The 11929-nt window shown below is 64.9% G+C and carries 13 protein-coding genes; 10 read left to right on the top strand and 3 right to left on the bottom strand.

The window, feature by feature from the left end; translation table 11 throughout:
* Positions 1-114 precede the first annotated feature (114 nt).
* From odhB to JMY28_RS15160, 4 genes are all read left to right on the top strand, one after another.
* Positions 115-1386 carry a 2-oxoglutarate dehydrogenase complex dihydrolipoyllysine-residue succinyltransferase gene (gene odhB, locus JMY28_RS15145; protein ID WP_201696756.1) on the top strand — a complete coding sequence of 424 codons (1272 nt, stop codon included), beginning with the start codon at positions 115-117 and terminating at the stop codon, positions 1384-1386.
* Between the two features lie 113 nt (positions 1387-1499).
* Positions 1500-2930 carry a dihydrolipoyl dehydrogenase gene (gene lpdA, locus JMY28_RS15150; protein WP_201696757.1) on the top strand — a complete coding sequence of 477 codons (1431 nt, stop codon included), beginning with the start codon at positions 1500-1502 and terminating at the stop codon, positions 2928-2930.
* A 115-nt stretch (positions 2931-3045) separates the two neighbouring features.
* Positions 3046-4143: a cell division protein ZapE gene (zapE, locus tag JMY28_RS15155; protein WP_201696758.1), complete on the top strand. Its 1098-nt coding sequence runs from the start codon at positions 3046-3048 to the stop codon at positions 4141-4143.
* 177 nt (positions 4144-4320) lie between these two features.
* Positions 4321-4776 carry a transposase gene (locus JMY28_RS15160; protein WP_201696759.1) on the top strand — a complete coding sequence of 152 codons (456 nt, stop codon included), beginning with the start codon at positions 4321-4323 and terminating at the stop codon, positions 4774-4776.
* Positions 4777-4888: 112 nt separating this feature from the next.
* Here the strand turns inward: JMY28_RS15160 and JMY28_RS15165 are convergent, their stop codons facing one another.
* On the bottom strand, positions 4889-5353 hold the full coding sequence (locus tag JMY28_RS15165; RefSeq protein WP_201696760.1) for a DUF2147 domain-containing protein: 465 nt from the start codon (positions 5351-5353) through the stop codon (positions 4889-4891).
* Between the two features lie 417 nt (positions 5354-5770).
* Here JMY28_RS15165 and JMY28_RS15175 point away from each other — a divergent pair, with 417 nt between their 5' ends.
* Complete coding sequence (locus JMY28_RS15175) at positions 5771-6514, top strand: DUF2968 domain-containing protein (RefSeq protein WP_201696761.1); 744 nt, start codon at positions 5771-5773, stop codon at positions 6512-6514.
* 130 nt (positions 6515-6644) lie between these two features.
* On the opposite strand, the gene JMY28_RS15180 is transcribed toward JMY28_RS15175, so the two are convergent.
* Together JMY28_RS15180 and hfq are read right to left on the bottom strand one after the other, a co-directional pair.
* On the bottom strand, positions 6645-6833 hold the full coding sequence (locus JMY28_RS15180; protein WP_201697036.1) for a hypothetical protein: 189 nt from the start codon (positions 6831-6833) through the stop codon (positions 6645-6647).
* Between the two features lie 216 nt (positions 6834-7049).
* The gene (hfq, locus tag JMY28_RS15185; protein WP_201696762.1) at positions 7050-7556 is read right to left on the bottom strand and encodes an RNA chaperone Hfq; all 507 of its coding nucleotides are present in this window, start codon (positions 7554-7556) and stop codon (positions 7050-7052) included.
* A gap of 620 nt (positions 7557-8176) precedes the next feature.
* On the opposite strand from hfq, the gene JMY28_RS15190 reads away from it, so the two are divergent.
* From JMY28_RS15190 to JMY28_RS15210, 5 genes are all read left to right on the top strand, one after another.
* Complete coding sequence (locus tag JMY28_RS15190; protein WP_201696763.1) at positions 8177-8323, top strand: hypothetical protein; 147 nt, start codon at positions 8177-8179, stop codon at positions 8321-8323.
* A gap of 12 nt (positions 8324-8335) precedes the next feature.
* Positions 8336-8899: a sigma-70 family RNA polymerase sigma factor gene (locus tag JMY28_RS15195; protein ID WP_268960640.1), complete on the top strand. Its 564-nt coding sequence runs from the start codon at positions 8336-8338 to the stop codon at positions 8897-8899.
* A 77-nt stretch (positions 8900-8976) separates the two neighbouring features.
* A complete protein-coding gene (locus JMY28_RS15200; RefSeq protein WP_201697020.1) occupies positions 8977-9798 on the top strand; it encodes an anti-sigma factor family protein in 822 nt (273 codons plus the stop codon).
* An 82-nt stretch (positions 9799-9880) separates the two neighbouring features.
* Positions 9881-11470 carry an FAD-binding oxidoreductase gene (locus JMY28_RS15205; protein ID WP_201696764.1) on the top strand — a complete coding sequence of 530 codons (1590 nt, stop codon included), beginning with the start codon at positions 9881-9883 and terminating at the stop codon, positions 11468-11470.
* A gap of 54 nt (positions 11471-11524) precedes the next feature.
* Positions 11525-11911 carry a hypothetical protein gene (locus JMY28_RS15210; RefSeq protein WP_201696765.1) on the top strand — a complete coding sequence of 129 codons (387 nt, stop codon included), beginning with the start codon at positions 11525-11527 and terminating at the stop codon, positions 11909-11911.
* Positions 11912-11929: the final 18 nt, after the last annotated feature.

Consider the following 11929-nt stretch of genomic DNA (forward strand, 5'->3'; position numbering starts at 1 on the left):
TAGAGCAACCGAACCGGGAAAGCGTGTGAATTCAAAGCGCGCTTTCCCGCGCTCAAGTGCGCGACCCGGTTCGTCATACGGGGATGTCCCCGATAAAGTATTCAGGAAAATCACATGGCTATCGTAGAAGTGAAGGTCCCCCAGCTTTCGGAGTCGGTTTCGGAAGCCACCATGCTGCAGTGGAAGAAGAAGCCGGGCGAAGCAATCGCTCAGGACGAAATCCTCATCGAGCTGGAAACGGATAAGGTCGTTCTCGAAGTCCCCGCGCCGGCTGCCGGCGTGCTGGCCGAGATCGTGGCAAATGACGGCGACACCGTTGTTGCCGATCAAGTGATCGCAAGGATCGATACGGAAGCCAAGGCTGGCGCCGCTGCGGCTCCCGCAGCCGCTGCCGCCCCGGCTGCTGCTGCTCCCGCAGCTGCACCGGCTGCTGCTGTCGCCGCATCGACGGCGAGCAGCACGGTGGCATCGCCCGCAGCGACCAAGCTGATGGCCGAGAAGGGCCTCGCGGGCGGCGACGTCGCCGGCACGGGCCGTGACGGCCGCATCACGAAGCAAGACGTGCTCGGCGCAGGTGCACCGAAGGCCTCACCGGCTGCTGCACCGGCCGCGAAGCCCGCAGCTGCCGCCAAGCCCTCGCTGCCGCAAGTCAGCACACCGGCATCGGCTGCGAACTGGCTCAACGACCGTCCGGAACAGCGCGTGCCGATGTCGCGTCTGCGTGCGCGTATCGCCGAGCGTCTGCTCGAGTCGCAGCAAACCAACGCCATCCTCACGACGTTCAACGAAGTGAACATGGCGCCGGTCATGGACCTGCGCAACAAGTACAAGGACAAGTTCGAGAAGGAACATGGCGTGAAGCTCGGCTTCATGTCGTTCTTCGTGAAGGCTGCGGTTCACGCCCTCAAGAAGTTCCCGCTCGTCAACGCGTCGATCGACGGCAACGACATCGTCTACCACGGCTACTTCGACATCGGTATCGCTGTCGGCTCGCCGCGCGGTCTGGTGGTGCCCATCCTGCGTAACGCAGACCAGATGAGCCTCGCCGATATCGAGAAGAAGATCGCCGAATTCGGCCAGAAGGCCAAGGACGGCAAGCTGTCGATCGAAGAAATGACGGGTGGTACGTTCTCGATCTCGAACGGCGGTGTGTTCGGCTCGATGTTGTCGACCCCGATCATCAACCCGCCGCAGTCGGCGATCCTCGGCGTGCACGCCACGAAGGAACGCGCAGTGGTGGAGAACGGCCAGATCGTGATCCGTCCGATGAACTATCTCGCGATGTCGTACGACCACCGCATCATCGACGGCCGCGAAGCCGTCCTGTCGCTGGTCGCGATGAAGGACGCGCTGGAAGATCCGGCTCGCCTGCTGCTCGACCTGTAATTCGCGTTGTAGCGCGAGCCTCGCTCGCGCATCCAGTCTCACACTGAGCGCCTCGCGCGCGGTTTCCGGAAGCCGGACACCGCGCGCCGCGCTCACGTATCGAAAGGATGACCATGTCCAAAGAATTTGATGTCGTCGTGATCGGCGCCGGCCCCGGCGGCTATATCGCGGCGATCCGCGCCGCACAGCTCGGCAAGTCGGTTGCCTGTATCGAAAAGTGGAAGAACCCTGCCGGCACGCTGAAGCTCGGCGGCACGTGCCTGAACGTCGGTTGCATTCCGTCGAAGGCGCTGCTCGCTTCGTCGGACGAGTTCGAGAACGCCCAGCATCACCTCGCTGACCACGGCATCAACGTGAGCGACGTGAATATCGACGTCGCGAAGATGCTCGCCCGCAAGGATGGCATTGTCGAGAAGATGACGAAGGGTATCGAGTTCCTGTTCCGCAAGAACAAGATCACCTGGCTCAAGGGTCACGGCAAGTTCACCGGCAAGACCGACGCCGGCGTGCAGATCGAAGTGAGCGGCGAAGGCGAAACCGAAGTCGTCACGGCGAAGAACGTCATCATCGCCACGGGTTCGAAGGCGCGTCATCTGCCGGGCATTCCGGTCGACAACAAGATCGTCGCCGACAACGAAGGCGCGCTCACGTTCGACGCCGTACCGAAGAAGCTGGCCGTGATCGGCGCAGGCGTGATCGGTCTGGAACTCGGCTCGGTGTGGCGCCGTCTGGGCGCCGACGTCACGATCCTCGAAGCGCTGCCGGAATTCCTCGGTGCCGCTGACCAGGCGCTCTCGAAAGAAGCTGCGAAGCTCTTCAAGAAGCAGGGTCTCGACATTCACGTTGGCGTGAAGGTCGGCGAAGTGAAGGCCACCGACAAGAACGTCACGATCAACTACACGGACAAGGACGGCAACGCGCAAGTGCTCGAAGCCGACCGCCTGATCGTGTCGGTTGGCCGCGTGCCGAACACCGACAACCTCGGTCTCGAGGCAATCGGCCTGAAGGCCAACGAGCGCGGCTTCATCGACGTGGACGATCATTGCGCGACGAGCGTGCCGAACGTCTATGCGATCGGCGACGTGGTGCGTGGCCCGATGCTCGCGCACAAGGCCGAAGACGAAGGCGTGCTGGTGGCCGAGATCATCGACGGCCAGAAGCCGCACATCGACTACAACTGCATTCCGTGGGTGATCTACACCGAGCCGGAAATCGCATGGGTCGGCAAGACCGAGCAGCAGCTCAAGGCCGAAGGTCGCGAGATCAAGACGGGCCAGTTCCCGTTCATGGCGAACGGCCGCGCGCTTGGCATCAACAAGTCGGACGGCTTCGTGAAGATGATCGCCGACGCCAAGACCGACGAACTGCTCGGCGTGCACATCATCTCGGTCAACGCATCGGACCTGATCGCGGAAGCCGTGGTGGCGATGGAATTCAAGGCTGCCGCCGAAGACATCGGCCGCATCTGCCATCCGCACCCGTCGTTGTCTGAAGTCATGCGCGAAGCTGCACTCGCTACTGACAAGCGCGCCCTCAACATGTAAGCGCGAAGGGCAGGGCGGCCAGCCTGATTGGCCGCCTTGCCTTGATGTACCAGCATCACGTACGGAGGCGGGTGGGCTTTTGCCCTCCCGCCTTTCCTCATTTGCGGCCCAGAAAATGAACGTCACCGAATACTACGAAAACGAACTGCAGAAGCGGGGATACAAGCCCGATACGGCGCAACGCGCCGCGATCGACCGGCTGCAGCGGTGCTACGACGAGTGGGCGGCATACAAGTCGCGGCGTTCGAACGCGCTCAAGAAGTTTCTCATTCACCCGGACTTGCCACGCGGCGTGTACATGTGGGGCGGAGTCGGGCGCGGCAAGAGCTTCCTGATGGACAGCTTCTATGCTGTCGTGCCGTTGCAGCGCAAGACGCGTCTGCACTTTCACGAATTCATGCGCGAGGTGCACCGCGAGCTGGAAGAGCTCAAGGGCCAGGCCGATCCGCTCGACGAACTCGCGCGCCGCATTGCGAAGCGTTATCGCCTGATCTGCTTCGACGAATTCCACGTCTCGGACATCGCCGATGCGATGATCCTCTACCGTCTGCTCGACCGTCTCTTCGAGAACGGCGTGCAGTTCGTGATGACGTCCAACTACGATCCCGATCTGCTCTATCCCGATGGCCTGCATCGCGACCGCATGCTGCCCGCGATCGAGTTGATCAAGAGCAAGCTCGACGTGCTCAACGTCGATGCGGGCGTCGACTATCGCCAGCGCACGCTGGCGCAGGTCGAGGTCTATCACACGCCGCTCGGCGCGGCCGCCGACAAGGCGTTGCGCCACTCGTTCGCGGAGCTTGCCGCCGTGCCCGACGAGAGCCCGCTTCTACGCATCGAGAAGCGCGAGCTCAAGGCGTTGCGCAAGGCCGACGGCGTCGTGTGGTTCGACTTCGCGACGCTGTGCGGCGGCCCGCGCTCGCAGAACGACTATCTGGAGCTGGCAAGCCGTTTTCACGCCGTGATTCTCTCCGACGTGCCACAGATGACGCCGCGCATGCAGTCCGAAGCGCGCCGCTTCACCTGGCTCATCGACGTGTTCTACGACCACAAGGTCAAGCTTCTGATGTCGGCCGCCGTGCCACCCGAAGAGCTCTACGTGGAAGGCCCGATGGCCAACGAGTTCACGCGCACGGTGTCGCGTATCGTCGAAATGCAGTCGAAGGAATATCTCGAAACGCCGCGTCGCATTGTCGATACAGCCCTGACGTGATCGCGTAACGTCTAGCTTGCCTGACGCATCCGCGGCAACACTCGGGTGTCAAGCGGGTGCCGGGCCAGTCTCAAAATAGCGCTGCGGCACCTTTTTCAAGATTCGGACTCGTCTGATATGGACGGCGGGGGCGAGTGGATATCGTTTGTCAGTTCAGCTTCTGACAAAGGACCCTCCATGACCCCGCATCGCGATATTACCGACGAAGAATGGCAGCGCGTGATGCTGCTCCTGCCCGAACTGCGCCCGCGCACCGAGTTGCGCGGCCGGCCGCTCGCCAACACGCGCTCGGTGCTCAACGGCGTGCTGTGGGTCTTGTATAGCGGCGCGACCTGGTCGGCCATGCCGCGCCGCTACCCTTCGTATCAAACCTGCCATCGCCGCTTCAAGACCTGGCACGACAATGGCGTGCTCAAGTGCGTGATGGGCGAGTTGTTCGGCGCGGAGGGCGTGGCGTTGTGCGACACCATCGAAACGCGCATGCGCAAGCATGTGAGCCGCGCAGAAAAAGCGGCGCGCAGGCAGGAAGCGGCGCGCAACACGCCGCGCAATTCGCCGTTCGTACCGGTGGCACCCGCGTCCGCGCCATCGCAGCTTTTCAACTATCGCTCCGTGTATCGTCACACTGCGTAACGCCCGCACTTACGAAACCGGCCGAAGCGGCGCATGCGCCCGCTTCGGCCGGTTTCGTCTCTCAGGTTCCCTCGCCGGTCCGGTCTGCGTGCCGGTCTTCAGCTCAGCCCGCTCACTGCTGGCGCACCCACGTCTGCGAGCGGCCAAGCAGCGAAATGCCCATATAGCCGCGCACGACGAGTTTCTGGCCACCGTCTTCCGTATGCATCTTGCAGCGGTACACCTTGCCGTTCTCGGGGTCGAGAATGTGGCCGCCGTCATAACCCTCGCCGGTTTTCTTCATGCTGTCGATGATCGTCATGCCGAGGATCTGCTGATCCTTGCGTGAGTCGGTGCAGGCCGTGCAACGCCGGTCGGGCTGGTCATTCGCGCCGAGTCCCTTGATGACTTTGCCGCTCAGGTCGCCGTTGGCGTCGGCGCTAATCTGCACGAGCGCCTTCGGTTGGCCGGTGTGGTCGTCGATGGTCTGCCAGACGCCGACTGGCGTGTCGGTCTGCGCGTGCGCGGCAAGAGCGCCGCACAGCAGTGCGCTCGCCAGCGCGACGCGGCGCGCCGCGCGTCCGATGAATCGGTTCATGTCTTCCTCCACTGATGTTGTTTGTCGTGTCGATGCTGCCCGTGCCGCGCGACTGGCGCGCCACAAGGTCAGGGCAGGATACTGGAAAGGATCGCGTGCGTTTGAGAGAAGGAACTCTAGTTTGACGGCCTACGATGCGCCGCATCCGGTCGCCAACCAGCCGGCGGCGATGGCCAAGCCCCAAACCCATGGCCGGCCGTTCGCGAGACGTGATCGAACGCCTTTCGCCGCTTCGCGGCGCTGGACCAAAACGCCTGTCTGCGCAAGGACACTGCGCAATTCCTCGGAATTTCTTGCAAAGTGTTGTGGGAAAAGATACGTAATCGGCAAATTTTCTACGAGCGGCCCGAAACACGTGAAAGTGAGTAATAATTGTGCCGATTTGTAAAAATTAGAACTGTTCAAAGCAGGTACTACATGGACTACAAGTGGAGAGTTCGTCGCACAGTCTTGGCGGCGCTGGTGTTAATCGGGGGAATCGGTACGGGCTGCGCACAGACGCCGCCTGACAATCCAGCAGCAGCGGCGCCCGTAGCACAGACCACCGCCGCAGCGGCCGTGCAGGACGAACAGGCAGCAACCCCTGCGTTGCCTATGGCAGCAAGCGCAGCGAGCCAGGCGAGCGTACTTACGCCGGATGAAGCGAAGCAGAACGCCGCAGGCAACGTCGCCGAGCTGCAGCAGATGCTGCGAGGTTCGGAGCTCACCGAGCTGCGCACGACGTACAACGGCTCGTATGGCGCGAGCCTGCTGTTTTACGGCAAGGAAATGACGTACTACGTCACGCTCTTCCAGAACAAGACGTTCTGGCGCGTGATCAAGACGAGCGACGAGACGCGCGCTGAAGCGATCTATCGCGACTTCGCGATGAAGTCGGGACAGCTCGCCGAAGTGGAAATCCGTCGCACGCGCCTCGAAGCGCAGAAGGCGTTCACGGACCGCATGATCGCGCTCACGCAAGACCACGCGAACCGGCTCCAGGCGGATCTGGCCATCGCGCGCGAGCAGCAGGCGCTCGTGGCGGACCAGCAGAAGCAGGGTCACGATCAGGCGAACGCATTGCAGGCGCAGAAGACGGCCGCGCAGGCACAACTGCGTACGGTGCAGCGTCAGGTGCGCGAGTTGCAGCAACAGGTTGAAGGCGGTCTGCCGATCCGCTGATCAACAGTGCGCGGTATGGCCCGGTCGCCCGTTTGGCGTCTTGCCGAGTGGGACTGCAGATGCGACACGCAAAAGGCGGAGCGTCATGGACGCTCCGCCTTTTTTCATGGTGCGATGGTGCAGGCCGCGCTCAGTGCTTGCCGTGGCGATGCGTGTCGCGGCCCTTGTGGGATTCGTCTGCGGAATGGGGCTTGGGTTGAGAGCCGGTGGGCGAGGGGTCCACGGCGATCGGATCGCTCGCGGGGAAGGTTTCGTCGAGTGCTTCGTCGAGCGGGTCTTGCTGCGAGGGTTGCGGGGCTTTCGGCTTGGATGCGCTCATGGCGGTCTCCCTGGCGATATGCATCACGTCAGAATAACGCAAAGCCAAAATCGTGACCGTGAGCCACGACTGCCGGGCCAATTCGCAGCGCAATGAAACAGCAGTGAGCTGAACGAAGCGTGCGCAAACGAACGGGCGCGCCTTGGCGCGCCCGTACTATCCTGAACATCGGCGTGACTGGCGTAGCGTGCAGCGAGTGCGCCAGCCCGCAGCGGCTTAGCTGTTGCCCGAGCCTTCGCCGCCGTTGCCGTTGCCGCCGTTGTTCACCGCGCCATAGAGGCGGCGGCGGCGCGTGACGACGACCGGGCCGTCCTGCGACGCACGGTCGTTACCAGATGCACCCGGTGCGCCCGAGGGCGCGCCGGACGGCGCCGACCAGTTTTCGCGCGGCTCGCGCGATTCACGCGGTTCTCGCTGTTCGCGCGGACCGTGACCGCCATGGGTGCCGTGCGGACCGCGGCTCGTATGCTCGCCGTGCGAGCTGCGAGGACCGCCCGGGCGCGGACCCGGACGGGTGCCGGTGTCGAGCTGGATGGTCGAAATGGCGCGCTTGTAGATGCCTTGCAGGCCGACGGGCGTGCGCAGCATCACCAGGTACTGATCGAACGACTCGATGCATCCGGTCAGGCGAATGCCGTTGACCAGATAGATTTCGACGCGCTTTCTTTCCTTACGCGCGGCGTTCATGAAGTCGTTTTGCGGGTGCGATTCTGCGGAAGGCATGGACTAGATTTGGCCAGGCGGCGCAATGCCGCAATCAGTTGGAAACGTTTGCTCGCCGCGATTCTACCTTGTGTCGGCGAAGCGCGCGTGCGGGAACTAAGCTTACTGCAGAACTATACCGGCTCGCGGCCGCAACCGCAGATTGACGAAAAATGGATCGCTGCGTCCCTTGTCGTCGGCCGCTGGGAAGCGGGCGTCCGGATGACAGGTTGCGATGTGCAGCGACAGCGGTTTTCGAAAGAGAGGCCTGCTGGCGATACGTCACTCGGGCTGTCAGACCCGTGACGTTTCGACGCGCATGCGCTCACCCTCACAGCGTAGTCCATGACGGCCGGCCATGCTCGGGCGATTCGAGGCCGGCTTGCGTTTGGTGCCGTGCCGAATCACTCGCTTACACGATGCATTTCGATCTGCTTGCGACGATTCTCGCGGTCCGCGAGGGCTTCGTTCCGTGCGGCGGCGCACGCGGGAGCGCCGTATTGGCACCTTATCGGCGTTTCATCGGCAGTTGATGTTGGGTGCGACGGCGCACGAAAAGCGAAATCTCCGCTTGCGCGGAATAAGCGCGCCGACTGCAACGTTTAACGCGATATCGGCGATGAACCTCAATGGAGATGATCATGGAGCGGTTTCGCAAAGTTCTCGCGTGTCTCGTCTGTGTGGCGCTGGCCGGCGTTGCGGGTGCAGGCCTTACGGCTTGCAGCGACATGAATCAGGGCGGGGCGTCGTCGACCAGTTCGGGCGGCTCGTCGGGCGGTGGCTACTGAGCGGCGTGCGGCGTGTTGCGTCAACCGTCGCCTGAGTTCGAAGCGCAGGTCGTGGCGCAGCTCGCTGCGATGCGACGTTATGCGCGCGCCCTGACAGGCGATGCCGCGTGGGCTGACGACCTCGTACAGGACGCTGCGGAGCGCGCGCTCTCGCGCTGGACGTCGTTTCGCCCGCAAAGCAATCTGCGCGCGTGGCTGCTCACGATCCTGCGCCATCTCTACATCGACCAGCTGCGCGGGCGGCGAGAGATCGCCGTCGACGACGAAGCCGCGCCGTGGCGCACACTTGAAGCGCCGCACGGCGACGTGGATGGTCTCGTACTGCGCGATCTGCAGCGGGCGCTCTATGCGTTGCCGGCGGCGCAGCGCGAGGTGCTGCTGCTCGTGTGCGTGGAGGAGTTGAGCTACAACGAGGCGTCGGCGGTGCTCGGGGTGCCGGCCGGCACGGTGATGTCGCGCCTCTCGCGGGCGCGCGAGCATCTGCGCGCGTTGCTCGACACGGGGCCGGTGCAGGATCCGGGGCGCGAATCGGCGCAACGCGCGGCACGGCTCAGGGTGGTGGGGACGCTACGATGAATGACAACGATCTCGGCCACGAACGCGAAGGCGCGGCGTCTGGTTCCCCTGAAAGCAGCCCTGAAGAGGATCTGGCGATGCTGGGCGCTTTCGTCGACGGCGAACTGCCGGCGGGCGAGCGCGACGCGCTGCAGGCGCGCCTCGCGGACGATCCGCGCGCGGCGGCGCGTGTCGCGGCCTATCGCGCGCAGAAGGCCGCGCTGCAGGCGTTGTGCGAAGGCGCGCGTCTGCCGGGCGAGGATGCGGCGCCCGGTGACGCAGGGGCAGCCAGCGCCGCGCCCGCGGTGCTCGTGCTGCGTCCGCGCGTGCCGTGGTGGTGGCGCGCGGGCCTCGCGGCGGCGTGGGTGGCCGTGGGCGCGGGGCTCGCGGTGACGGCCACTATGTTTGTGCCGCGGCTCGCGGGCCTCGCGCCAGAACTGGTCGCCGGTTCGGCGCCGGGGGCCGCGAGCCGCGAAACGCCCGAAGCGTTCGCGCGCCGCGCCGACATCGCCTATGCGGTGTATTCGCCGGAGCAGCGGCATCCCGTGGAAGTAGGTGCCGCGGATGAGGCGCATCTCGTCGCGTGGCTCTCGAGGCGCCTCGGCAAACCGCTCTCGGTGCCGTCGCTCGCCGAGTATGGCTATACGCTCGTGGGCGGGCGTCTCTTGCCCGGCAACACGGGGCCGGCTGCGCAATTCATGTACGAGAACGATGCGGGCGAGCGCCTCACGCTCTACGTGGGCAGTTCGGCCGCGGAGCGAGACCCCGTGCGCCTCTTGCGCGACGGCAACCGCCGCACGTTCTACTGGAGCACGGAACGCACGGGCTATGCGCTCTCGGGGCCGCAGACAGAACCGAAGCTGCGCGAGATCGCGCTGGACGTATGCGGCGCGCTGGGCGGCAAGCCCGGGCAGTGGTGACGGGCGGTGAGGGAGGCGATGCTCGTGTGTGTCTTGCCGGATAACGGAGCGTGCCGATGAGCGACGCTAGCGGAGCGTGCCGATGAGCGACGCCGAACCCACCTTGCCACCCGGCATCGACGAGGCGCGTTTCGCGCGTGCGCTCGCCGCCTTCGAGGGCATCGTCGGCGCGCCGAATGTCTGCCGTGGCGGCGCATCGCTCGAGCCGTATTTCGACCCGTTCGTGCCAGTTGCCGATGCGCATGCCTTCGCGCCTTCGGCCGCGATCCTCCCCGCGAATGTCGAAGAGATCCGCGCGATCCTGCGCGTTGCGAACGAAACGCGCGTGCCGCTCTGGACCGTTTCCACGGGACGCAACTTCGCCTATGGCGGTGCCGCACCGCGCCTGGCGGGCTCGGTCGTGCTCGACCTGCAGCGCCTGAACCGCATTCTCGAGGTCGACGAGCGCCTCGCGTGGGCGCGCGTCGAGCCCGGCGTGAGTTACTTCGATCTGCATGCGCACCTGCGTGAACAGCATCTGCCCCTATGGGTCGATCCGCCCGCGGCGGGCTGGGGCAGCGTGGTCGGCAACACGCTCGAGCGCGGCTTCGGCACGACCGCCTATGGCGACCACGCCGCGTCGCAGTGCGGCATGGAAGTCGTGCTCGCCAACGGCGACGTGGTGCGCACCGGCATGGGCGCGATCGAAAACGGTACGGCGTGGCAACTTTACAGGGCGGGCTACGGGCCTTCGTTCGATGCGCTCTTTACGCAGTCGAACTACGGCGTCGTCACGAAGATGGGACTCTGGCTCATGCCGGCGCCGCAGGCCTTCGTGATAGGCGAGATCCAGTTTGCGCGCGAGGACGATCTCGGCGTGCTCGTCGATACGTTGCGCGCATTGCAGCTCGGCGGCACGATACGCCAGCACGCGGCGATCGAAGGCGCGATCCGGCGTGCCGCGAGTCTCGCGCCGCGCTCACGCTGGTACGACGGCGAGGGCGCGATGCCCGAGGCCGCCGTCGCCGCGATGCAGCGCGATTTGGGCGTGGGCCGCTGGAATCTGCACTACGCGCTTTATGGCGCGCCCGAGGTAATCGACATGGAGCGGCGGATTGTCGAGCGTGCGTTCGCTGGCGTACCTGGCGTGCGTTTCTCTGCGCGGCGCTATGCCGAAGGCGAAGAACCGCAGGGCGGTGCTGACCGCAATCTCGCCGGTATTCCGGCGATGAGCGCGTTTCGCATGCTCGACTGGCGCGGCGGCGAGGGGGCGCACGTGGACTTCTCGCCGCTATGTCCCGCCGACGGCCGCGACGCACTGCGCCAGTACGCGCTCGTCAAGGCGCGCGCGGCCGAGTACGGCTTCGATTACTACGGCGGTTTCACCGCGGCGGGGCGCCATCTGCATCATGTATTCGCGGCGATCTTCGCGCGCGAGCGCCGTGACGACGCTGCGCGCGCGGGCGACCTGCTACGCGCGCTGATGAGCGACGCAGGCGCGGCCGGCTACGGCGTATACCGCTCGCATCTGCTCTACATGGATTACGCCGCGGCGCAGTACGCCTTCAACGACGGCGCGCTGTTGCGCCTCGCGCAAACCGTAAAGGACGCGCTCGATCCGCAGGGCGTGCTCTCGCCGGGCAAGCAGGGCGTCTGGCCCGCGGTGTGGCGCGCGCAACGCGGCTATACGTGACCGATTCACTTAAGGACTGCGTAGCGATCGGCAGGAAGGCGCACGGAGGACTCGATGGACAGGCGGGCTTTTCTCTGCGATGCGGGTGCTGTGGCGTTAGGCGCGGCATGGCAGACGCATGCGCTCCGGGTTGCGTTGGGTGAACGCGCGCCTCGAGCGAGTGCAGCGTCGAATGCGCCAGATGGGGTGGTGTTCGACCCGGCGCTCGCGCGAGGCCGTGTGCTCGCGCGAGAAGCCGCGCACGCGGGATGCGTTGCGTGGGCCATAGGCGATCGTGGCGACGGCACGGCTGAAAACGACATCGGCACCCTGTGGCACGTGCGGATCGCGCGGCGGCTCGAGCCAGGCGCGGCCTTGATTGGCGCGTTGCGCCCCTCTGATCGTTTCGTGCTTGAGCGTCTCGCAATCGCGCGCGGAGTGAAGTTTCGCAACCTTGATTAGCTGGCCTTAGCGTTATTG

Source organism: Paraburkholderia hiiakae (assembly GCF_904848665.1).
GTDB lineage: Bacteria > Pseudomonadota > Gammaproteobacteria > Burkholderiales > Burkholderiaceae > Paraburkholderia > Paraburkholderia hiiakae.